Source organism: Hydrogenophaga sp. (genome assembly GCF_026125785.1).
GTDB lineage: Bacteria > Pseudomonadota > Gammaproteobacteria > Burkholderiales > Burkholderiaceae_C > Hydrogenophaga.
Genome location: NZ_JAHCKL010000015.1, coordinates 49,905 through 71,944, shown reverse-complemented (window position 1 = coordinate 71,944; position 22,040 = coordinate 49,905). Strand labels below are relative to the sequence as shown.

Annotated in this window: 25 protein-coding genes and 1 pseudogene; 7 read left to right on the top strand and 19 right to left on the bottom strand. The window is 70.0% G+C overall.

Annotated elements, in window-relative coordinates:
* Positions 1-10: 10 nt before the first annotated feature.
* From hypE to KIT53_RS14235, 18 genes are all read right to left on the bottom strand, one after another.
* Positions 11-1,066: a hydrogenase expression/formation protein HypE gene (gene hypE / locus KIT53_RS14320; RefSeq protein WP_297753591.1), complete on the bottom strand. Its 1,056-nt coding sequence runs from the start codon at positions 1,064-1,066 to the stop codon at positions 11-13.
* Positions 1,063-2,223: a hydrogenase formation protein HypD gene (gene hypD, locus KIT53_RS14315; RefSeq protein ID WP_297753589.1), complete on the bottom strand. Its 1,161-nt coding sequence runs from the start codon at positions 2,221-2,223 to the stop codon at positions 1,063-1,065. Before hypD ends, hypE begins: the two co-directional genes overlap by 4 nt.
* Positions 2,220-2,474, bottom strand: a complete 255-nt coding sequence (locus KIT53_RS14310) for a HypC/HybG/HupF family hydrogenase formation chaperone (RefSeq protein ID WP_297753585.1) — start codon at positions 2,472-2,474, stop codon at positions 2,220-2,222. Before KIT53_RS14310 ends, hypD begins: the two co-directional genes overlap by 4 nt.
* A complete protein-coding gene (locus tag KIT53_RS14305; protein WP_366521924.1) occupies positions 2,465-3,682 on the bottom strand; it encodes a carbamoyltransferase HypF in 1,218 nt (405 codons plus the stop codon). Before KIT53_RS14305 ends, KIT53_RS14310 begins: the two co-directional genes overlap by 10 nt.
* The gene (hypB, locus tag KIT53_RS14300; protein ID WP_297753583.1) at positions 3,597-4,505 is read right to left on the bottom strand and encodes a hydrogenase nickel incorporation protein HypB; all 909 of its coding nucleotides are present in this window, start codon (positions 4,503-4,505) and stop codon (positions 3,597-3,599) included. Before hypB ends, KIT53_RS14305 begins: the two co-directional genes overlap by 86 nt.
* 29 nt (positions 4,506-4,534) lie before the next feature.
* Positions 4,535-4,882, bottom strand: a complete 348-nt coding sequence (locus KIT53_RS14295; RefSeq protein WP_297753580.1) for a hydrogenase maturation nickel metallochaperone HypA — start codon at positions 4,880-4,882, stop codon at positions 4,535-4,537.
* Entirely contained in the window at positions 4,875-6,020 is a 1,146-nt protein-coding gene (locus KIT53_RS14290) for a hypothetical protein (protein WP_297753578.1), read from the bottom strand. The genes KIT53_RS14295 and KIT53_RS14290 overlap by 8 nt, the downstream gene beginning before the upstream one ends.
* The gene (gene hybE, locus KIT53_RS14285) at positions 6,017-6,508 is read right to left on the bottom strand and encodes a [NiFe]-hydrogenase assembly chaperone HybE (RefSeq protein WP_297753575.1); all 492 of its coding nucleotides are present in this window, start codon (positions 6,506-6,508) and stop codon (positions 6,017-6,019) included. The genes KIT53_RS14290 and hybE overlap by 4 nt, the downstream gene beginning before the upstream one ends.
* 151 nt (positions 6,509-6,659) lie before the next feature.
* Entirely contained in the window at positions 6,660-6,878 is a 219-nt protein-coding gene (locus tag KIT53_RS14280) for a rubredoxin (protein WP_297753573.1), read from the bottom strand.
* A 2-nt stretch (positions 6,879-6,880) separates the two neighbouring features.
* The gene (locus KIT53_RS14275; RefSeq protein ID WP_297753570.1) at positions 6,881-7,747 is read right to left on the bottom strand and encodes a hydrogenase expression/formation protein; all 867 of its coding nucleotides are present in this window, start codon (positions 7,745-7,747) and stop codon (positions 6,881-6,883) included.
* A 30-nt stretch (positions 7,748-7,777) separates the two neighbouring features.
* Positions 7,778-8,287, bottom strand: a complete 510-nt coding sequence (locus KIT53_RS14270) for a hydrogenase (protein WP_297753567.1) — start codon at positions 8,285-8,287, stop codon at positions 7,778-7,780.
* 24 nt (positions 8,288-8,311) lie between these two features.
* Positions 8,312-8,611 (bottom strand): HypC/HybG/HupF family hydrogenase formation chaperone, encoded by a 300-nt coding sequence (locus tag KIT53_RS14265; protein WP_297753565.1) that lies wholly within the window; start codon positions 8,609-8,611, stop codon positions 8,312-8,314.
* A 1-nt stretch (position 8,612) separates the two neighbouring features.
* Entirely contained in the window at positions 8,613-9,281 is a 669-nt protein-coding gene (locus tag KIT53_RS14260; protein WP_297753563.1) for a HyaD/HybD family hydrogenase maturation endopeptidase, read from the bottom strand.
* 23 nt (positions 9,282-9,304) lie between these two features.
* Complete coding sequence (locus KIT53_RS14255) at positions 9,305-9,634, bottom strand: HigA family addiction module antitoxin (RefSeq protein ID WP_297753561.1); 330 nt, start codon at positions 9,632-9,634, stop codon at positions 9,305-9,307.
* A 130-nt stretch (positions 9,635-9,764) separates the two neighbouring features.
* Entirely contained in the window at positions 9,765-10,493 is a 729-nt protein-coding gene (cybH, locus tag KIT53_RS14250) for a Ni/Fe-hydrogenase, b-type cytochrome subunit (protein ID WP_297753559.1), read from the bottom strand.
* A gap of 54 nt (positions 10,494-10,547) precedes the next feature.
* Positions 10,548-11,150, bottom strand: a complete 603-nt coding sequence (locus tag KIT53_RS14245; protein WP_297753556.1) for a HupE/UreJ family protein — start codon at positions 11,148-11,150, stop codon at positions 10,548-10,550.
* A 147-nt stretch (positions 11,151-11,297) separates the two neighbouring features.
* Positions 11,298-13,157: a nickel-dependent hydrogenase large subunit gene (locus KIT53_RS14240; protein ID WP_297753553.1), complete on the bottom strand. Its 1,860-nt coding sequence runs from the start codon at positions 13,155-13,157 to the stop codon at positions 11,298-11,300.
* Positions 13,158-13,181: 24 nt separating this feature from the next.
* Positions 13,182-14,273, bottom strand: coding sequence for a hydrogenase small subunit (locus KIT53_RS14235; protein ID WP_297753551.1), 1,092 nt, complete (start codon positions 14,271-14,273; stop codon positions 13,182-13,184).
* A gap of 529 nt (positions 14,274-14,802) precedes the next feature.
* Here KIT53_RS14235 and KIT53_RS14230 point away from each other — a divergent pair.
* Entirely contained in the window at positions 14,803-16,203 is a 1,401-nt protein-coding gene (locus KIT53_RS14230) for an ammonium transporter (protein ID WP_297753549.1), read from the top strand.
* A 4-nt stretch (positions 16,204-16,207) separates the two neighbouring features.
* On the top strand, positions 16,208-16,504 hold the full coding sequence (locus KIT53_RS14225; RefSeq protein WP_297753547.1) for a hypothetical protein: 297 nt from the start codon (positions 16,208-16,210) through the stop codon (positions 16,502-16,504).
* An 11-nt stretch (positions 16,505-16,515) separates the two neighbouring features.
* Here KIT53_RS14225 and KIT53_RS14220 read toward each other — a convergent pair whose 3' ends face one another.
* Positions 16,516-16,980, bottom strand: coding sequence for an Lrp/AsnC family transcriptional regulator (locus KIT53_RS14220; RefSeq protein WP_297753631.1), 465 nt, complete (start codon positions 16,978-16,980; stop codon positions 16,516-16,518).
* Between the two features lie 114 nt (positions 16,981-17,094).
* Between KIT53_RS14220 and metC the strand changes: the two genes are divergently transcribed.
* The 5 genes and pseudogenes from metC to KIT53_RS14195 all read left to right on the top strand — a co-directional run bounded on the left by metC (position 17,095) and on the right by KIT53_RS14195 (position 22,035).
* Positions 17,095-18,300 carry a cystathionine beta-lyase gene (metC, locus tag KIT53_RS14215; RefSeq protein WP_297753545.1) on the top strand — a complete coding sequence of 402 codons (1,206 nt, stop codon included), beginning with the start codon at positions 17,095-17,097 and terminating at the stop codon, positions 18,298-18,300.
* A 52-nt stretch (positions 18,301-18,352) separates the two neighbouring features.
* A complete protein-coding gene (locus tag KIT53_RS14210) occupies positions 18,353-19,315 on the top strand; it encodes a tripartite tricarboxylate transporter substrate binding protein (RefSeq protein ID WP_297753544.1) in 963 nt (320 codons plus the stop codon).
* Positions 19,316-19,320: 5 nt separating this feature from the next.
* A complete protein-coding gene (gene gcvH, locus KIT53_RS14205) occupies positions 19,321-19,686 on the top strand; it encodes a glycine cleavage system protein GcvH (protein ID WP_297753542.1) in 366 nt (121 codons plus the stop codon).
* Positions 19,687-19,708: 22 nt separating this feature from the next.
* Positions 19,709-21,150, top strand: a pseudogene (locus KIT53_RS14200) (NAD(P)/FAD-dependent oxidoreductase).
* A 57-nt stretch (positions 21,151-21,207) separates the two neighbouring features.
* Positions 21,208-22,035 carry an SDR family oxidoreductase gene (locus tag KIT53_RS14195; protein WP_297753540.1) on the top strand — a complete coding sequence of 276 codons (828 nt, stop codon included), beginning with the start codon at positions 21,208-21,210 and terminating at the stop codon, positions 22,033-22,035.
* Positions 22,036-22,040: the final 5 nt, after the last annotated feature.

The following is a 22,040-nucleotide window of genomic DNA, read 5'->3' as shown; positions in this document are numbered from 1 at the left end:
AGGAGGGACCTCAGCAGATGCGCGGCAGCTGCTCGCCGCTGAGCCAGTCCACCACGCGGCGGCCGCCAAAGCGCGTGTCCATCTGCACGAAATGGTGCGGGTCGGCGGTGACGGCGCCGATGCACGCGGCCTCACGGCCCAGCGGATGCGCGCGCAGCGCCGCCAGCGCGGCATCGGCCGCCTCGGGCGCGACGATGGCGATGAGCTTGCCTTCGTTGGCCACGTACAGCGGGTCCAGGCCCAGCAGCTCGCAGGCCGCGTCCACCTGCGGGCGCACGGGAATGGCCGCTTCCTGCAGGCGCATGCCGACGCCCGACTGCTGCGCGATTTCGTTGAGCGTGGTGGCCAGGCCGCCACGGGTCGGGTCGCGCAGCACGCGCACCGCGCCCGGCGCCGCCGCCAGCAGCGCGGCCACCAGGGTGTGCAGGGCCGCGGTGTCGCTTTCGATGGTGGTCTCGAAAGCCAGCGATTCGCGCTGCGAGAGCACCGCCACGCCGTGGTCGCCGATGGTGCCCGAGAGCAGGATGGCGTCGCCCGCGCGCGCCAGCCGCCCGCCGATCTCCAGGCCCGGCGGCACCACGCCCACGCCGGTGGTGCTGATGAACACGCCGTCGCCCTTGCCCTGCTCCACCACCTTGGTGTCGCCGGCCACCACGGGCACGCCGGCCTCGCGCGCGGCGGCTCCCATGGAGCGGGCGATGCGCTGCAGGTCGGCCAGGGGAAAGCCTTCTTCAATGATGAAGCTCGCGCTCAGGTACAGCGGCGTCGCGCCCATCATGGCCACGTCGTTGACCGTGCCGTGCACCGCGAGGCAGCCCAGGTCGCCGCCGGGAAAGAACAGCGGCGAGACCACATGGCCGTCGGTCGCCATCACCAGGCGGCCGCGCGCGGCGTCGAAGGCCGGCAGTGGCAGGCGCGTGCCGTCGTCGCCCTGGCGCAGGAAGGGGTTGTCCAGCGCGGGCAGGAACAGCTCCTCGATGAGCTGCGCGGCGGCACGGCCGCCAGCGCCATGGCCCATGTCGATGCGGCCGCGCCGGATGTCCAGCGGTCGGGTATAGCCACTCATGGTGCGCTCTCCTCGGCTTCGGCGGCGACCACGGGGATGTCGCGGAAACGGCCATAGGTGTAGTGCGCGGCGCAGGCCCCTTCGCTGGACACCATGCACGAGCCCACCGGGTTCTCGGGCGTGCAGACGGTGCCGAAGATGCGGCAGTCGCGCGGCGCCTTCACGCCGCGCAGGATGGCCCCGCATTCGCAGGCCTTGTTGTCCGGCACGGCACGGTAGGCCAGGCCGAAGCGGTGCTCGGCGTCGTAGGCGCGGTACTTCTCGCGGATGCGCAGCGCCGACAGCGGCATGCTGCCCAGGCCGCGCCACTCGAACGCCTCGCGCAGCTCGAACACGTCGTCCATCACGGCCTGCGCGTTGCGGTTGCCTTCGGGCGTGACGGCGCGGGTGAACTCGTTCTCCACCTCGGCGCGCCCCTCGTTGACCTGGCGCACCAGCATCAGGATGGCCTGCAGCACATCCAGCGGCTCGAAGCCGGCGATCACCACCGGCTTGCGGTACTCGCGCGCGAACTTCGCATACGGGTCGGAGCCGATGACGATGCTCACGTGCGCCGGACCGACGAAGCCCTCGATGTCGGCCGTGCGGCGCTCGCTCTCGCTGGCACCGTCGAGGATGGCGCGGATCGCCGGCGGCGTGAGCACGTGGCTGCACATCACGCTGAAGTTGTCCAGGCCTTCGCGCGCCGCGTCGCGGATCACCAGCGCGGTGGGCGGCGTGGTGGTCTCGAAGCCGATGGCGAAAAACACCACCTGGCGTTCGGGTTGTTCGCGGGCGATCTGCAGCGCGTCGGCGGCGGAGTAGACCATGCGGATGTCGCCGCCGCGCGCCTTGGCGCGGGTCAGTGAGAGCTGGTCCGAGGCCGGCACGCGCAAGGTATCGCCGTAGGTACAGAGCGTCACGCCATGGCGCAGCGCCAGTTCGATGGCCATGTCCAGCCGCCCGATGGGCAGCACGCACACCGGGCAGCCAGGGCCGTGGATCATGCGCAGGTTGGGCGGCAGCAGCTCCAGCACGCCGTAGCGGCTGATGGCGTGCGTGTGGCCGCCACAGAACTCCATGAAGCGGTAGCTGTGGTCCGGCCGCGCTTCGGCCGCGATGCGCGCGGCGATCTGGCGGGCCAGCTCGCCGTCGCGGAATTCGTCGATGTATTTCATGCCCGCACCTCCACGCTGTCGGGGGGTTGCGGCGCGGCCTGCATCTGCGCGAACAGCGCCAGCGTGCGCCGCGCCTCGTCGGGGTCGAGCACGCCGATGGCATGGCCGACGTGCACGATGACGTAGTCGCCCACGCGGGCCTCGGGCACCAGGACGATGGAGATCGGCTTGCGGATGCCGCCGAGGTCGATCACGCCCTGCTGCGCGTCCTCGCGTATCTCGACCAGCAGGGCTGGAATGGCTAGGCACATGGGAGGGCCTCCTCGTGAACAGGAATGGGGGGGATGCTGGCGAGCTGTTGCGCGGCGACCCAGGCCTGGCCCAGCGCCAAGCCCGCATCGCCGCAGCCCTGGGCCACCGGCAGGTGAACCTGCAGGCCCGCGGCCGTGGCGCGCGTGCTCACGCGCTCGCGCAGGATGCGGTTGAAGAAGCAGCCTCCGGCCAGCACGGCATGCCGCGTGCCGTGGCGGCGCGCGGCATCGACCAGGCCCTCGGCCAGCGCGTCGGCCAGCGCGAGATGAAAACCTGCCGCGGCGACGCCAACGTCCACCGCGTCGAACAGCGCGGCCAGCAGCGGCCGTAGGTCGAGCGGCCGGCCATCGGCGTTCCAGCGCACGCCGGGCAGCGGCGGCAGATCCGCGCGCGCCTGCAGGGCGCGCGTGGCGGCCTGTTCCAGCGCGATCGCGGCCTGGGCTTCCTCCTGCTGGTGCAGGCACAGGCCCAGGGCAGCGGCGGCGGCATCGAACCAGCGGCCGGTGCTGGTGGTGGCTGGGCAGCGCAGGCCGCTGTCCAGCATCTGCTGCACGCCGCGCGCCAGGGATTCGCCCACCACGGGCGCGAAACGCGGGGTGATCTCGGCGCCGCGGCCCAACGCGTGCAGCGCGCTGGCGGCCATGCGCCAGGGCTCGCGCGCGGCGCGGTCGCCGCCGGGCAGCGCCAGCGGCCGCAGGTGGCCCAGGCGCTGCCAGCGCGCGCCGTCCACCCACAGCAGCTCGCCGCCCCAGGCCTGGCCGTCGGTGCCCAGGCCGACGCCGTCGAGCGCCAGCCCGACCACCGGCGCGGTGATGCCGTGCTCGGCCACCACGGCGGCGATGTGCGCATGGTGGTGCTGCACGCCAATGGCCGGCACGCCCAGCGTGGCCGCGATTTCCACCGCCAGGTGCGTGCTGAAGAAGTCGGGGTGCAGGTCGTGCGCGACCGCGCGCACCGCCGGCGCCTGCCGCAGCAGGGCCTGCACCGATTCGCGCAGCGCGGCACAGGCCTCGGGCGTGCCCAGGTCCCCGTGCGCCGCCGACCAGCGCACCTGCCCGGCGGGGCCGAGCAGGCAGGCGGTGTTCTTGAGCCAGGCGCCGGTCGCCAGCACCGGCGACGGCTCAGGCGTGGGGGTGCTCATGGCCGTGTCCATGGTGGTGGTCGTGGCCATGCCCATGCCCGGCGTCGTGCCCGTGCCCGTGCGCATGGGTATGGGCATGGCCCAGGCTGTGGTCCAGCCAGTGCAGCCAGGCGGCCATGCCTTCGCCGGTGGTGGCCGAGAGCTGGATCACCTCGATGCCCGGGTTCACGCGCCGCGCCAGTTCGATGCAGCGCGCGACGTCGAAGCGCACATGGGGCAGCAGGTCGATCTTGTTGAGCACCATGAGCGAGGCGGCGGCGAACATGTCCGGGTACTTGAGCGGCTTGTCCTCGCCCTCGGTCACCGAGAGGATGGCCACCTTCGCGGCCTCGCCCAGGTCCCACATCGCGGGGCACACCAGGTTGCCCACGTTCTCGATGAACAGCAGGCTGTGCCCGTCATCGTGATGGTGGTGGTGGTCGTGGTGCGTGTGCAGTTGCGCGAAGGCCGCGGCCACCATGGGCGCATCCAGGTGGCAGCCCTTGCCGGTGTTGACCTGCACCGCGGGCGCGCCGGTGGCGCGGATGCGGTCGGCGTCGAAGCTGGTCTGCTGGTCGCCTTCGATCACGGCCACGGTCATGCCTGGCGCGTGCGCCTTCAGCGCTTCGATGGTGGCGCACAGCAGCGTGGTCTTGCCCGACCCGGGACTGGACACCAGGTTGAGCGCGGTCACGCCGTGCGCCAGGAAGTGCGCGCGGTTGCGCACGGCCACGCGGTTGTTCGCGCCCAGGATGTCGGTCTCGATCTGGATGGCGCGCGCCTGGCTCATGCCCGGCACCGAGACGCGCGCCGCCCCCGCGCCAAAGTGCAGGTCGCCGCTGGCACCAGGGCTCACCTGTGGGGCCGCCGGCTGCGCCGGGTGGTCACTGCATCCGCATACGACACACATGGTCTGTCTCCTTCTTTCGTGGGGTGGTTTCAATCATCCGATACCTGCATGTCCAGCACGCGCAGTTCGGTGCCGCCGGTCGGCTGCAACTGGTAACCGCCGCAGTGAGGGCAGGCGCTGCCGCGCTGCGCATGCGCCACGGTCTGGCTGCAGGCCAGGCACCAGGCCTGGCCTGGCGGCTGCTCGATCTCGATGGCCGCGCCCTCCAGCAGGGTGCCGGGGGCCAGCGCCTCCAGGGCGAAGCGCAGCGCGCGCACGTCCACGCCCGACAGCTCGCCCGCCTCCAGCCGCAGCGCCAGCAGGCGCCGAAAGCCCTCGCGCGCGGCCGTGTCCTCCACCAGCTGGAGCACGCCGCCGGCCAGACTGGCTTCATGCATGGCCACTCTCCCGCGCGGCCGAGGCGAGCGCGTCCAGACGACCGATGTCGAACGGCACGCAAGGGTCGAAGGCGGCCACCAGCAGGTGCACCTGGCCGGTGGCGCGCGCGGCATCGGGCGGCAGGCCGGCCAGGGCCTGCGCCACCGCGCCGCCGGGGTGGAAATTCCATTCGGTGGGCGCCACCACACGGCAGGCCAGCACGCGCGCGCTGACCGGGTCGACCTCGACCTGGTGCACCAGCAGGCCGCGCGCCATCTCCACCCAGGCCAGGCCACGGCGCGGCCCGGTGCACAGCGCTCCCACGCCCAGCCAGGTGTCGCCGCCAGGCAGGCAAAGGCGCACGAGTTCGGCCAAGCGCAGGCCCAGCAGCACCCAGGGCGAGAGGGGTGCTTCGGCACGCGCCTGGCGCAGCCGCGTCCAGGGGCCGGTGTGCGCGCAGGCGCCGTTCCATTGCGGGCGCAGCGCGAAACCCGGCTTGAGGGCGAGCGTGGCGCCCAGCATGCACAGGCTGGCGGCGTCGGCGTGCGGCCGCAGTGCCTGCCCGGCTTCGAGCGCGGGCACGGCCAGGTCGGCCGCGCGCGCCTCGCGCAACAGCCGGGGCAGCCAGCCTTCGTGGCGCTCGCACCAGCCGGCCAACCAGGCAGCGCCTTGCGCGTCCCAGGCCGCGAGCCACTCTGCCGGCGGCATCTGCAGCAGCGCATGCCGCAGCCATTCGGTCAGCGCGGGCCAGGGGTCGTCGCTGGCCTCGCCGGGCCGCAGCATGCGCGGCAGTGCGGCCTCGCGCAGCGCGGCGGTCGCGGCCTGCGCCTGCCTGGGCGAGAGCAGGCGGGGCCAATCCAGGCCGATGCGGCGGATGTGTTCGACGGCGGTCTCGCGGCGCAGGCGCTCGCCCGTCGCCTCGGGGGCGGGCAACACACCCGGCGCCGCGGCCCCGATGGCGAGCTGGCTGCACAGGTGGTGCGCATGGCCGCACAGGTTGTACAGGCTGGCCATGAGGCCAGGCAGGCTCGTGGCCGGCACACCATGGCCCAGGCGCGCCGCCCAGTCCTGGCGCGAACTCTGCAGCCCATGCGGCGGCGGCGCGCCCGGCGTCAGGCGCAAGCGCCCGGCGAGGTCCTGCTGGCCGGTCGTGGTCATGACCGCCGCTCCCCACCTCGGCCCAGGAAAAACGCCCGCCGCGCCGGCAGCACCGCCGGCGTGGCCTGCTGCGGCTGCGGCTGCGGCCGCGTCAAGGCCAGCGCCTCGCGCGCCGTCGCGCGCGCCAAGGCCTGGTCCGTGAAACCGCCCATGGGCGAAAACAGCGCACAGGTCTCGTGGTAACCGATGGCCTCATCGTGCGCGCCAATGAAATCGAAACGCTCCGTGCCAAACGCGCGCACGAACCGGCCACCCACCCGCCCACCATGCGGCAGCACCCGCGCAGGCAGACGCACCAGACTCATGAACCACGGCGTGATCAACACTCCCTCGGCCACCGCGTCCCCCTCCTCGTCCGCCCCCCACACAAAACCCACCGCCTCCACCGCCAGCGCCGCATGCAACAAAGGCACGCCCCGCATGCGCTCCACCTGCACCCAACGGTAAAAGCCCTCCAAAGTCCCCACCCGCACAGCCAACTCATCCATCAGACCACCCCAGCGAGCAAAGCGAAGCGATGCGTGCAAACCCAGAGATGCCGAGGGTCCGGCTCCGCCGGCCCAAGGCATCGTCCCCCCTCCAAGCGCCGACAGGCGCGCCAGGGAGGGGGGAAGCCGCGCAGCGGCGCAGGGGGGTGTCTCATACCACCAAAAACTGGTCAGGCTCGCAGTCGCAGTTCGGGCAGCGCCAGTGCGGCGGCAGGTCGGCGAAAGGCGTGCCGGGCGGGATCTGCCACTGCGGGTCGCCGAGCGCGGGATCGTAGACCCACCAGCAGATCTTGCATTCGAGGCGCGAGCCGGCTTGCAGCACCTCGCGGTTGCCGAGGTAGGAGCCCTCGAAGCCTTGGAAGGGTTCCATGCTCAGGCCCCTTCGAGGTACGCCATGACCTCGCGCAGGCGGTCGTGGGAATCGCGCAGGTCCTCGGGCGCGGCCATGGCCACTTCGGGCATGTCCACCACCTCGACCGTGTTGAGGATCACCTTGTCCATGGAGTTGTAGTACACCACGCGCCAGCAGTTCGGCAGGCGCGTGTTGGAGATGCGGCAGTTGCCATACCCGCGCGAGAGCATGAGCACGCGGCCGGTGCCCAGCAGGTGGTCCAGGAAGCCGATGTCTTCCGGCGTGACCGGCAGCAGCGTGAGGTTGACCACGTGCGGCGGCTGCCCGGGCTGCCAGCGCACGACCTGATCGCGGATCTCCTCCACCAGCAGCGGCGCGTTCTGCACGTTGGGCGGGAGCGCTCCCTGCCAGCGCGGCGCCTCGGCCCACACATCTTCGGCGGCCGTCGCGGCGAACAGCGAGGGCACGGGGCCGACCTCGATCGCATCGTCCACCCACACCGCCTCGCCGCCAGCCTCGCGGCGCCAGGTCATGAGGCGCCAGACCCCGGCGAACACCGACTCCTGCACCCGCACCTCCAGCCCGGCAGCGCCGAGTTGCACGATGGCGCTGGCTTCGCCTTCGCCCAGGACCTGGTTGACGATCTGGGTCTCGCGCGAGGCCAGCGTGCCCAGCGGCACCAGCCCGTGCGCGCCACGGTCGAGCAGGTCCAGCACCTGCCGCAGCGCGGCGCGCGCGCGGTCCAGGCCGTCGAGCTCTTCGGGCTCGGGCAGCATGGGCGCGCGGTAGGTGTCCATGTCCTTGGGCATGGGCAGGTAGTCCAGCGACTCCTCTTCGGCATGCGTGCCGGGGCCCAGGGCGACGAGGGGAATGGGGAATTCTTTCATGGCGTGTGCGTCCTTGTGCTTCGGTGGCGTTCAGTGGCAGCCGGCACTGCTGCTGCCGCCGCCGCTGCTGGCGGCGCTGCCGCTCACCACGGGGATGCCGATGGTGGGCGGGCGCGAGGGTGGCATGCGCAGCGCGGCGTCCACGCCCTGGAGGTACACGTCCCAGTCCTGCATGCCGGCGATGGCGGTCACGTACTGGCCGCCGCGGAAGAACAGCAGCGAGGGCCAGCGCTGCGAGCCATAGCGGCGCGCCACCACGTCCTCGCTGTCGCGCGGCACCACGCCCACCACGAAGCGCCCGGGGAAGGCCTTCATGAGCTCGGGCAGCACCGCGGCCACGTCCTGGCCTTCGGGGAAGCGCACCGCGTCGCCGGCCAGCAGCAGCACGCGGTCGCCCGGCCCGGCGGCCCAGTCGGCGACGGCGGTCTCGTCCACCAGCGTGGCGCCGAAGTCGCGCACCAGGCGCATCACGAGCGGAGCGGCGGGGTCGTTGCTGGGCGGGGTCACGGCCAGCGGGCGCATCAGGGTATCGGTGGTCATGGTGATGGGGTCTCCTGAAAAGGTTCAGCCAGCCAGCTGGCGAAGTTGCTCGGTGCTCATGCGCGAGGGCAGTTCGAAGCCCGCATCGGTGTCCGCGCGGGCGCCCTGCATGGCGCCCAGCACCAGGTCGAGCGCGGTGTTCACTTCGGCGGCACGCGCGGCGTCGATGCGCTCGCGCGCGTCGCCCAGGAACACCAGCAGCCAGTCGCCCGGCGCGACGGCCCCCACCAGGGCGGTGTTGACGCGGCGGCGCTCGCCCCGGCCTTTGCACAACGCGTGGCCGGGCTCGACGCCGACGACCTGCATGGGCATGCCGATGCACATGTCAGCGGGCCTCCCGAGGGAAGAAGCGTTCATCGCCTTCGCGGCAGGCGGCATCGGGCGCGGGGCGCTGCGTCTCGTAGGCGGCCAGCGCCAGCTCGTCCAGCGTCACCGCCTCGCGCGCGTTCAGCGGTTCGCTGCGCGGCCGGGGTTGGCCGCCCCAGCGCTCGATCTCGGCCACGCCCAGCGCCAGCGCCTGCTCCATCGCGGCCTTGACCACGGGGCGCAGGCTGCCGCCATAGTCCTCCAGCTCCTGCGGCTGGCAGCCGATGAGCAGCACCTGTTCCGGGTACTTGCCGGTGAGCTGGGCCAGCGAGAGCACCTCCTGGAAACCGGTCTGGTGCAGGCTCATCTTTTTCGCACCCATGAAACGCGGCACCTCGTCGCCGCGCACCTGCTTGAGCGTGCCGGGTGCGAGGCCGTAGTCGATGGCGTCGAAGATCAGCAGCGCATCCGCCTCCTGCACATGCTGGATCAGGTACAGCCCCTGGGTGCCGCCATCGACCAGCGACACCTGCGGCGCGAAAGCCCAGCGCCGCTGCAGCGCTTCCACGCAGCGCACGCCAAAGCCCTCGTCGGCCCACAGCAGGTTGCCGATGCCCAGCACGCAGATGCGGGCCGGCCTGTTGTCACCCCTGGGGTGACAGGGGGTTTCAGGCGCAATGCGGTTCATGGCGTGACCTCTCACAAAAAAAGTCAGGGTTGGAGAGAAGGCGCCAGCGCGCGCTGGCGCTTCCAGGCGTGGAAGCTGTCCCAGGCGGCCTGCTGCGCCAGCCAGAAGCCGGCGTCCACGCGGAATACGCGCGCACAGCGGATGGCGGTGTCCGGCGACATGGCGCGCTGCCCATGCACCAGCTCATGCAGCCGCCGCCGCGACATGCCCAGCAGGCGCGCCGCCTCGCTCTGGTTCAGCGCCAGCGGCAGCAGACACGTGCGCGCCAGCAGCCGGCCCGGGTGCAGGGGCGCGCGCAGCGGCACGCCCACCGGCGGCAGGGCCGATGCGGCAAGCTGTGTTGAACGTGACAAGAAGCGAGGCATGGCGAAGAAGCAAAACGAACGAAATGCCTTGTTCAAGAGGTGCCGAGGAACCGGCTTTGCCGGGCCTCTGGCGCCGCCCCCCTGGGAGGGTGACGCCGAAGGCGGCGCGGGGGGGGGGTCAATCCTTAAACGTGCGGTGTCCCGAAATCATGGTGCTCACGATGCTCTGGCGACCCATGATGTCTTCGCGGATGGCCGCATAGACGTGCAGGATCACGAACAGGATCAGCGCCCACATGCCCAGCCGGTGCCAGGTGTGCACGTCCTGGCTCTGGCCGAACAGCGGGATCACCCAGCCGAACAGGCGCTCCTGCCAGGAGCCGGCCTGCGCGCCTTCGCCGTACAGCGCGAAGCCGGTGACGATCATGAACAGCGTGAGCATGAGAAAGCCGCCGAACATGGCCATGCGCGCCAGCGGGTTGTGGCCGACGTAGCGCCCGGGGCGCGGCGAGAGAAAGGCGTACCAGCGCAGCATGGCGAACAGCTCGGCCCAGTAGGCCTTCTGGAACACCGGCACCCAGAACAGCTCGCGCGCGTGGTGGTTGCCCACCAGGGCCCAGTAGGCGCGCCCGATGATGCCCACGGCGAGCAGGTAGCCGGCGGTGAAGTGGGCGAAGCGGATGTAGCCCATGAGGTAGTGGGCGCTGGCCTCGCCCGGCATGGTGGGCAGCGGTTTGCCGATGAAGTAGCCGGTGACGGCCAGCACGGTGATGGCCAGTGCGTTGATCCAATGCCAGATGCGCACGGGCGCCTCGTACACGTAGACCGACTTGATGCTCTGGCCTTGCTGCAGCTCGCGCTCGTCGGCGGCGGCGGCCTCGGTCATGGGGTGGGACGTGGTGGACATGGTGACCTCCTGGGCGCGGCCCGTTGATCGATCGGTCGAAGCCGGCGGCGGCGCTCAGGCCGCGAGCTGGCCGAAAAGGTACACACCGGCCACGCTCAGCAGCGCGCCCAGGCCACCCAGCGCCCAGCCACTGCGTTCGCTCAGCCAGCGGCGGATGCCCAGGCCGATGCCGACCCCTCCGACATGCAGCGCCGCGGTGGTCAGCATGAAGCCGGCGGCGTAGCCGGCAAAACCGGTCCCGGGCGTCTCGGCGCCGTGCGCGAGGCCATGCAGCGACGAAGCGGCGGCGATCAGCCCCAGCCCCAGAGCCACCGGCAGGCGGCGGCTGGCGAAGATCAGCATCAGGCCGAACAGCACCACGCTCAGCGAGATCGCGTGCTCCAGGTAAGGCACCGTCACGCCGGCCGCACCCAAGGCGGCGCTGACGATCAACGCCCCCAGGAAAGTTACAGGGCCCCACCAGGCCTTGCCGGCCGGCAGTGCCGAAACCGACCACACGCCCACGGCGACCATGGCCAGCAGGTGGTCGGCGCCGAAGGGATGCACCAGACCTTCGAACAGGCTGCTGGTGCCGTGGCCGGTGTGGGCCTGCGCGGCACCGGCCAGGCCGGTGAGCAGGGTGGCGGCGATCAGGCCGCGGATGGTTTGTGCCTTCATCTTGGTTCTCCTCGTTGTGTGTTCATGCCGTTGACCGGACAGAAGCCACGCGCCGCGTGCCTTGCCCAGGGCACCCGTGGAACCGGCTTGGCCGGGCCACAGGGTGCGTCGCTCCTTGGGGGGAAGCCGCGAAGCGGCGCAGGGGTGTCATCTCACCGTGACCCGGCTCATCTCCTGGCCGTCTTCGCTCATCACGTGGGTGGAGCAGGCCAGGCAGGGGTCGAAGCTGTGCAGGGTGCGCAGGATTTCCAGCGGCTGCTCGGGGTTGACCATGGGTGTGTTCATCAGCGAGGCCTCGAAGGCGCCGATCTGGCCCTTGTGGTCGCGCGGCGAGCCGTTCCAGGTGGTGGGCACCACGCATTGGTAGTTCTCGATCTTGCCGTCCTTGATGCGGATCCAGTGGCCCAGCATGCCGCGCGGCGCGGCCACCGTGCCCACGCCCTTGGCCTCCTTGGGCCAGGTGCTCGGGTCCCACTTCTCCACGTTGGCGGTGCTGCGGTCGCCGGCCTTGATGTTGCCGACCATCTGCTTGAAGTCGTCCATCATCATCTCGGCGGCGTACTGGCTCTCCAGCGCACGCGCCAGGGTGCGGCCAATGGTGGTAGGCAGCAATTGCTGGGCGCTGTACTTCGTCTCGGGCAGGCCCAGGGCCTTGGGGATGGCGCTGTTGATGGCCACCGCCGATTCGTCCACCTGCTGCTTGACGCGCTGGCAATACTTGTTGCCCTGCAGGGCGTGCGCGTAGCCCAGGATGTAGCGCGAGAGCGGACCCACCTCCACCGCGTGGCCGCGCCAGCGTGGCGACTTGATCCACGAGTACTTGGCCGACTCGTCGAGCTGCTCGATCTTCGTGCGCGTGCCCTTGAAGTTCGGGCCCTCGGGCTTGTAGTTCGCCTCGGTCACGCCGTCCCACGGGTGCAGGCCCTGGGTCTCGTCGCCGTACTTGTACCAGCTGTGCGTCACGAACTCCTGCACCTGCTCGGGGTCGCGCGGGTCGATCTCGTGGATCTTGTTCCAGTCGCCACCGAGGATCACGCCGCCGGGCAGCTGGTGCGTGCTGTGGTCGTACGGCACCTTCTCGTAGGTGCCGTAGTCGGCCACGTTGGTGGCCGACAGGCCGCCGCCGTACAGCCAGCCCGCCTGCTTGTAGATGGTGCCGATGGCCAGCACGTCGGGCACGTAGACGTTGTTGTTGAAGTCGATCATCTCCTGGATGCGGGCCTGCACGAAGTTGAGCCGCTCCATGTTGATCGAGGCACCCGCGGCGCCGTCGCCGTCGATGTTGATGGCGCAGGGCACGCCGCCCACCAGGTAGTTGGGGTGCGGGTTCTTGCCGCCGAAGATGGTGTGGACCTTGACCCACTCCTTCTGCAGGTCCAGCGCCTCCAGGTAGTGCGTCACGGCCATGAGGTTGGCCTCGGGCGGCAGCACGTAGGCCTTGGAGCCCCAGTAGCCGTTGGCGAAGGGGCCGAGCTGGCCGCTTTCCACGAACTTCTTCAGGCGGTTCTGCACATCGCGGAAATAGCCCGGCGACGACAGCGGGTGCGAAGGCGAGACCAGGTGCTGCAGCTCGCTGGTCTTCTTCGGGTCGGCCTTGAGCGAGGACACCACGTCCACCCAGTCCAGCGCATGCAGGTGGTAGAAGTGCACGGCATGGTCGTGCACCTGCAGCGTCTTGGCCATCATCTCGCGGATCAGGTGGGCGTTGAGCGGGATGCGGATGCCCAGCGCGTCCTCCACCGCGCGCACCGAGGTCAGCGCATGGCAGCCGGTGCAGACGCCGCAGATGCGCTCGACGAAGGCCCAGGCGTCGCGCGGGTCGCGGCCTTTCAGGATCACCTCCAGCCCGCGCCACATGGTGCCGGTGGAGACGGCGTTGCGGATCACGTTGTTGCTGTCGAGGTTGACCTCGCAGCGCATGTGGCCCTCGATGCGGGTCACCGGGTCGACGACGATGCGCCGGCCGCTGTTGTCCATGCGGAAACCTTGAGTTTCGTAGGCACCCATCTTGTGATTCCTCGTTCTGTCGTGTCAGTGGTTGGCGGGTGCGGACGCGTCGGACTTGCGGGCGTTGTCGCGCGCCCGCTTGGCCACCGAGATGGCGGCGTGCGCGGCCACCGCCGCGCCGACCACGCCGGCGGCGGTGGCGCCGATCTGGTCGGCATTGGCCTCGATGCCGAAGGCGTGGATATCGGTGAGGCGGTCGTAGAACGAGCCCTTGTCCCAGAAGCCGTCCTCGGAGCAGCCAATGCAGCCGTGGCCGGCCTTGATCGGGAAGCTGGTGCCCTCGTTCCACTGCACGGTGGAGCAGGCGTTGTAGGTCGTCGGGCCCTTGCAGCCCACCTTGTAGAGGCAGTAGCCCCTGCGCGCGGATTCGTCGTCCCAGGCCTCGACGAACTGGCCGGCGTCGAAGTGCGGACGGCGGTAGCACTTGTCGTGGATGCGCTGGCTGTAGAACATCTTCGGCCGCCCCTGGCGGTCCAGCTCGGGCACGCGGTCGAAGGTGAGCATGTAGGTGATCACGCCCGTCATCACCTCGGGAATGGGCGGGCAGCCCGGCACCTTGATGATGGGCTTGTCGGTGATGACCTTGTGGATGGGCGTGGCCTGCGTCGGGTTGGGCTTGGCGGCCTGCACGCAGCCCCAGGAGGCACAGGAGCCCCAGGCGATGATGGCCTTGGCGTCCTTGGCCACGTGCTTGAGCTTTTCGATGAAGGGCTTGCCCGACTGGATGCAGAACATGCCGTCCTCATTGAGCGGCGGGTTGCCCTCCACCGCAAGGATGTACTGGCCCTTGTACTTGGTCATGATCTCTTCGAGGATGGCCTCGGCCTGGTGGCCGGCGGCGGCCATCAGGGTGTCGTCGTAGTCCAGCGAGATCATGGAGAGCACCACGTCCTTGGCCAGCGGGTGCGCGCTGCGGATGAAGCTCTCCGTGCAGCAGGTGCACTCCAGGCCATGCAGCCACAGCACCGGCGTGCGCGGCTTGTTTTCCATGGCGTGGGCGATCTGCGGCACGAACGAAGGGGCCAGCCCTAGGGAGGTGGCCGTGAGCGAGCAGTACTTCAGAAAGCTGCGGCGCGAGATGCCTTTGCGGCGCATGACCTCGTAGAAGGTTTCCATCGTGGGTTGTCTCCATGGGCTGGTGGGGGCGGCGGCCTTCGCGTCCGCTCTGGGCCCACCCCGGACAGGCAGGCGAGTTGCCGTTTGCAAATGGCAGGCCACCGTGCACCAGATCAGGGAAAGTACGGATGATCTCTTCTATGTCATTGATTTATTTGTATTTTTCCTGACAGAAAAAACACCGCCTCTGAAGAGCCGTTCCGTAAATGGATGGGAATCTTCCGATTTCGGCACAAATCGGAATTGTGTTGACCACCACACATCCGCCGAGCACAGCCAAAAAAAAACCGACCCACACGGGTCGGTTGTTTGAATCAGGCATCTCTGGGGACGCTCAGGAACGTTGGTTGTGGTTGGACTCGGTTGTCTCCTCGGTCCCCCGCGGTCACCAGCGCGGTGCGCTGCTTGCGAGTGCCCGCACTGTAACGGCTCGCACCACCCCCGTGCATCCGGGCTTTCCCTTGCAAGGGTTCTCCCTTGGCACAGGAAATGCACCACGGAAAGCCCTCTCGTTGGGAAAGGTGACTACATGCAAAAAGACCGTGACGTGGCACGGCAGGCTTCGCTTTGCCGTTTTCGAGCACTTTTTCGCTCATTTTTCTTCGTCCCGGCCCTGCTGCTGGGCCAGGGGCTGGCGGCCGCGCAGGAGGCCGCCGCGCCGGCCGTGACGGAAGTCACGCTGAGCGCACCCGGGTTGGTGGACGCCAGCCACGTGCAGGGGGCCGACACCGCGTGGCTGATGGTGAGCACCGCACTGGTTTTGCTCATGACGCTGCCGGGCATCGCCCTGTTCTATGGCGGCATGGTGCGCCGCTTCAATGTGATCAACACCATGGCCAGCGTGGTCGGCATCGCGGCACTGGTCAGTGTGCTGTGGTTCGGGCTGGCGTATTCGCTGGCGTTCACACCAGGCGAGCTGGCCGGCGCCTTCGTCGGCGGCCTGGGCCGCGTGGGTTTCGCCGGCATGGAGTTCCTGGGCGAGAAGGGCCAGGTGGCGGTGAGCCACATCGCACCGCACGTGCCCGAGGCGGTGTTCGCCATGTTCCAGCTCACCTTTGCCATCATCACCTGCGCGCTGGTGGTGGGCGCTCTGGTGGAGCGCATGCACTTCGGTGCCCTGCTGGGTTTCGCCGGCCTGTGGCTGCTGCTGGTGTACGCACCGATCGCGCACTGGGTGTGGGAGCCCGGCGGCTGGCTGGCGCAACTGGGGGTGCTGGACTTTGCCGGCGGCGCGGTGGTGCACATCAACGCTGGCGCGGCCGCGCTGGTCTGCGCCTATGCGCTGGGGCCACGCACCGGCTACGGCCGCGAACCTTTCGTGCCCTTCAACCTGGGCCTGACGATGGCGGGCACCGGCCTGCTGTGGGTCGGCTGGTTCGGCTTCAATGCGGGCTCGGCGCTCACCGCCGACGGCCGTGCCGGCCTGGCGCTGCTGGTCACGCACGTGGCCGCCGCCTCGGGCGCCCTGGCCTGGATGGCGGCCGAGTGGCTGGCGCGCAAGCGCGCCACGCTGCTGGGCCTGTGCTCGGGCGTCGTCGCCGGCCTGGTGGCCATCACGCCGGCCGCCGGCTTCGTCACGCCGCGCTCGGCGCTGCTGATCGGCCTGGTGGCCGGCGTGGCCTGCTACTGGGGCGCCACGGCCCTCAAGCGCCGCCTGCGCGCGGACGATTCGCTGGACGTGTTCGGCGTGCACGGCGTGGGCGGCCTGGTGGGCGCGCTGCTCACCGGCCTGCTGGCGGACCCTGCCATCTCCGGCGTGCAGGCCAGCTTCATGGCCCAGCTCGTCGGCTGCGTGGCGGTGCTGGCCTACAGCCTCTTCATGACGGCGGTGGTGCTGTGGATCGTCTCGCGCTTCGCCACGCTGCGGGTGCGCGAGAGCGAGGAACGCGCGGGCCTGGACGTTTCGCTGCACCACGAACAGGTGGGCTGAGACCATGAGCAGCAGCGACCTGTTCGCCATCGCCGCCCACCTGCATGTGCTGCTGCGGCGCAAGACCGGCCGCGTGACCGACACCGAGTGGATGGCGACCAACGCCGACTACGCGCGCGAGATCGTGCGCTTCGCCCGCGAGAAGGCCACGCAGGACGGCCACGCCGAACTGCTGCCCTGGGCCGACAAGCTGGAAGCGGGCATCGCGCAGATGGGCCTGCCCGAGCGCAAGCCGCTGCTGCAGGCGGCGGCCGCGTCGCTGCAGGCCGCCACCGCGCCGTACGTGGGCGGCCTGCGCTGAACCGGCCAGCCTCAGGCCACCGCGTGGTGCAGCGGCAGCCGCGTGGTGTACTTGATCTGCTCCATCGCGAAGCTGGACGTGACGTCCGACAGGTCGGTGCCGTTGATGAGCTGCTTGTAGACCCGGTCGTAGGCGGCAATGTCGGGCACCACGATGCGCAGCAGGTAGTCGGCCTGCCCGGACATGCGGTAGAACTCGACCACCTCGGGAATCGCCGTCACCAGCGCCGTGAACGAGCGCAGCCACTTCATGTCGTGGTGGCTGGTGCGGATGGTCACGAACACCGTCACGCCGACGTTGACCTTGCCCGGGTCCAGCAGCGCCACCCTCTTGCGGATCACGCCGTCTTCCTCCAGGCGCTGCACGCGGCGCCAGCACGGGGTTGCCGTCAGGCCGACGTTGGCGGCGAGTTCGGCCACGGGCACGGTGCAGTCGTCCTGCAGCGAATCCAGAATCTTTTTGTCTACATTGTCGATCTGACGCATGAGCATTCCTTTTTTCACCGATGCTTAGCATGCGGTGCTCAGAATTTAGCCGAACGTGGTTGATTTCAGAACAATCTCCCTGCGCTGCGCACCTACAGTCGCTGCATGACTGAATTCGCCCACCCAACGCCAGCAGGCACAGACTGGCGCACCGAGACCATGGCCATACAGGCCGGTCGCAATCCCCAGGCTTTCGACGGACTGGTCAACACGCCGGTGTGCCGCGGTTCGACCATCCTCGCCAGCTCCCTGGAGGAGTGGGAAGCGCGCAAGCTGCCCAACAACCCGTACGCCAGCTATGGCCGTTTCGGCACCGCCACCACGCGCGCCCTGGAAAGCTCCGTGGCCCGGCTGGAAGGGGGCCACGCCTCGCTGGTCTTCCCTTCGGGCCTGGCGGCGTGCGCGCACGCACTGCTCGCCGTCGTGCGTTCAGGGGACCACGTGCTGATCACCGACAGCGTGTACGGCCCGACGCGGCATTTCGCCACCCATGTGCTGTCGCGCCTGGGGGTGGAGGTGGAGTTCTACGGTCCGCACGAGACCACCGGCCTGCGCAGCCGCCTGCGCCGCAACACGCGGCTCGTCTTCGTCGAGTCGCCGGGCTCGCTCACGTTCGAGATCCAGGACATCGGCGCCATCGCGGAGCAGGCGCGCACCGTGGGCGCGCTGGTGATCATGGACAACACCTGGGCCACGCCGCTCTTCTTCAAGCCGTTCGAACACGGCGTGGACATTTCGATCCAGTCCGCGACCAAGTACCTGATCGGCCATTCGGACGCCCTGCTGGGCGTGGCCACGGCCAATGCCCGCGCCTGGGACCGCCTGCGCGAGGGCGCGCACGACCTGGGGCAGACCGCCGGCCCCGACGACATCTTCCTGGCGCTGCGGGGCATTCGCAGCCTGGGCGTGCGCCTGCGCCAGCATGAGAGCAATGGCATCGCGTTGGCCCAAGCCCTGCGCGCCCATCCGCTGGTGCGGCGCGTGCTGCATCCGGCCTTGCCGGACGATCCCGGCCACCGGCTCTGGCGGCGCGACTTCCTGGGTGCCAGCGGCCTGTTCGCCATCGAGCTGCAGCCGGTTGGCCAGGCGCAGCTCTCCACGCTGTTCTCTCGCCTGCAGCTCTTTGGCATCGGCCTGTCCTGGGGCGGCTACGAAAGCCTGGCGCTGCCGGTGGGCACGCCCACGCGCTCGGTCAGCCAGCCCGCGCTGGAGGGGCCGCTGATCCGCATCCACGCGGGCCTGGAAAACATCCAGGACCTGATCGACGATTTTTCGCAGGCACTGAGCGCCGCTCGGCTGGCCCTGTCCTGAGGTCTCCCAGCGGGGCCTCCCACCACGATTCTCAACCCTGATGGAGCTTCCGATGAAACGTCTGCCCTTCCGATTCCTGGCCGCGCTGCTGGCTGCGCTGAACCTCGCGACCGCGCACGCGCAAAGCGCGGACACGCGCCCGGTCAGCCTGGTTGTTCCGTTCCAGGCCGGTGGCCAGCTCGATGCCATGGCCCGGTTCTACGCGCTCAGGCTGGCAGACTCGCTGGGCAACCCGGTGGTGGTGGAGAACAAACCCGGCGCCGCGGGCACGCTGGCCGCCACCTTCGTGGCGCGCGCAGCGGCCGATGGCAAGACCCTCTTTCTCACCACCGGCGCGGCGCTGACCATCGCGCCCTACCTGCGCACCAGCATGCCCTACGACGCGAAGACCGCCTTCACGCCGCTGGCCATGATCGCGGACATGCCGATGTCGCTGGCGGTGCGCGCCGACAGCCCCTTCAAGACCGTGGCCGACGTGCTGCAGACCGCCAAGGTCAGCCCTGGCGGCCTCACGGTGGCGACCACCGGCGTGGGCGCCATCAGCCACCTGGTGGGCGAACTCTTCGCGCAGGCGGCCGGCGTCAAGTTCACTTTCGTCCCCTACCAGGGCATCGGCTCCATCCGCGACCTGCTGGGTGGCCAGGTGCCCCTGATCATCACCAGCTCGACCTCGCTGGAGTCGCAGGTGCAGGCCGGGCAGGTGCGCATCCTGGCCACCTTCTCCTCCCAGCGGCTGCCCAGCGCCAACGGCGCGCCGACCATGGCCGAGGCCACCGGCATCAAGGGCCTGGAGGTGCCGGTGTGGACCGGCCTGATGGCACCGGCCAAGCTGCCGCCGGCGGTGGCGGAGAAGCTCACGCAACAGATCCTGGCGACCTGCAAGGACCCGGAGACCACGCGCCAGTTCAAGGAGATCGTGGCCTGCGCGGGGCCGGCCGAGTTCGACCGGGTCATCAAGGAAGACGCGGCACGCTGGGAACAGACCATCCGCAAGGCCAACCTGAAGATCGAATGAACACCATGAAGAAATTCTCGAACGAACACGTCTGGATCAGCCTGCAGGACGGTGTCGCCACGGTGGGCATCACCGCCCATGCCCAGGAGACCCTGGGCGACATCGTCAGCACGGAACTGCCCGAGGCCGGCAGCCGCTTCGGCCAGGGTGACGCGGCTGGCGTGGTGGAGTCGACCAAGACCGCCGCCGACGTCCACATGCCGGTCGATGGCGAGATCCTCGAAGTGAACGAGGCGGTGGTCTCGGAGCCCGGCCTGCTCAACACCGACCCGCTGGGCGAGGGCTGGCTGCTCAAGGTGCGCCCAGCCGACGAAGGCCAGCTGGGCGGCCTGATGGACGAGGCCCAGTACCAGGCCTTCATCGGCGCCTGACGCCCTCCGCCGGACCACCCGCATGTCTTCCGCACACACGACCTCCCCTCTCGACAACGGCGCGCTGGCTCGCGCCGACGTGCCCGCCGCAGCGGCGGCGGAGCACGCCATCGGCCTGCACGCGCTGGAAGCCCGCCTGCGGCAGGACCTGGAATGGCTGGGCCTGCCGGCCAGGCCGGCCTGGCGGCGGCGGCCTCGCTGAAGAACCTGGGCGTGGACGTGCGCGTCTTCGACCAGGCACCCGAAGGCTTCGAAGGGCCCTGGGCCACCACCGCGCGCATGGAGACGCTGCGCTCGCCCAAGGAACTGACCGGGCCGGCGCTGGGCCTGCCAGCCCTGACCTTCCGCGCCTGGTACGAGGCCCAGTTCGGCCTGCCGCGCTGGCAGGCGCTGGACAAGATCCCACGGCTGCAGTGGATGGACTACCTGCGCTGGTACCGCCGCGTGATGCAGGTGGACGTGCGCAACCAGCACCGCATGACCGCCATCGAACCACGGGCCGACGGCTTCGTGCGACTGGCCTTCCAGTCACCCGCTGGCACGCAGTCGCTGCGCGCGCGCCATGTCGTCCTGGCCACAGGCTACGCCGGACTGGGCGGCCCTCAGCTACCCGCCTTCGCCGCCCATCTGCCCCGCCACCTCTGGGCGCACTCGTCCGACACCATGGACTACGCCGAACTCCAGGGCAAGCGCGTGGGCGTCATCGGCGCCAGCGCGTCGGCCATGGACAGTGCGGCCACCGCTCTGGAGGCCGGCGCGGCCCAGGTGGAACTGCTCATACGCCGGCCGGACTTTCCCCGCATCAACAAGGCCAAGGGCGCCGGTACGCCGGGCCTGATGCATGGCCACCTGACGCTGCCCGACGAATGGAAATGGCGCATCCGCCAGTACATCAACAAGGTGCAGATCCCGCCACCGCGCGGCAGCACCCTGCGGGTCTCGCGGCACCCGAATGCGCGCTTCCATTTTTCGTGCGCCATCCACGACGCGACCCCCAGCGGCAATGGGCTGTCGGTGGAAACCACCAAGGGCCGCTTCGAGCTGGACTTCCTGATCTTCGCCACCGGCTTCCAGGTCGACTGGACCCACCGCGAGGAGTTCGCCCACCTGGCGCCCCATGTGCTGACCTGGGCCGACCGCTACGCCCCGCCGGCCGGCGAGGCCGATCCTTCCCTGGCCAGCATGCCCTACGTCGGTCCCCAGTTCGAGTTCCTGGAGAAGACGCCAGGCTCGCTGCCAGGCCTGGAGCGCGTGCACTGCTTCTGCTTCCCCGCCGTGCTCACCCATGGTGGTGCCTCGGGCGACATCCCCGGCATCAGCCTGGTGGCCCGGCGGTTGGCGGAGGGTTTGACCAGCGAGCTCTACCGGGAAGATCTGCCCCACCACTTCGCCAACATCCAGGCGTACGCGGAACCCGAGATCCTGGGTGACGAATGGACGCCTGCGGGGCCGCTGGCCCCCTGATGCCACCACGGCCCGTGCCGTTCCCTTTGCTCTCTCTGATTTCCCTGCTGGACACCCATGACCTCTTCCGAAGCTCCCCCTTTCCATGCCCTCGTGACCGGTGCCACCGGCGGCATTGGCCGCGCCACCTGCCTGGCGGTTCTTCACGAAGCGCAGGCGCGCGGCCAGTCCGTGCGCCTGAGTGTCGCGGCCTCGCGGCCCGGCGCGGCCCTGGACGAACTCGTCGGCACACTGCGCTCGCAAGGTGCCGAGGTCCGGGGGCTGCATGGCGATCTGGCCGACCCCGAGGCGTGCCAACGCCTGGCCGGACAAGCCGTGGAGCACGGCGAAGGCCGCCTCGACCTGCTGGTGTCCAACGCGGGCATGGGCCGGCCCGGGCCACTCAAGGCGCTGGCGCTGGACCAATGGGAGCTGCTGTTCCAGGTCAATGTCCGCGCCACCTGGCTGCTCGCCCAGGCCAGCCATGCCGCGCTGGCGAACGCGCGCGGCAGCGTGGTGGCCATCGCGTCCATGGCGGGCCTGCACCCGCACCCCGGCTCGGGCGCGTACTCCACGTCCAAGGCGGCTCTGCTCATGCTGTGCCGCCAGATGGCCCAGGAGTGGGCGGCCGACGGCATCCGCGTGAACACCATCTCGCCGGGCATGGTGCGCACCCCCCTGACCGAGGCGACCTACCGGCATGAGGAGGTGGCGGCGCGGCGCAAAGCCATGGTGCCCCTGGGCCGCATCGGCACCGGCGACGACATCGCGCGCGCGGTGGCCTACCTGGGCGGCCCTGGGGCCGGCTACGTCACCGGCAGCAACCTGCTGGTCGACGGGGGCTTCTGCGACCACCTGCTGGCCACATTGCCCGGCCTGCCGCCCAAGCCGGCCGAGGGCAACTGAACACA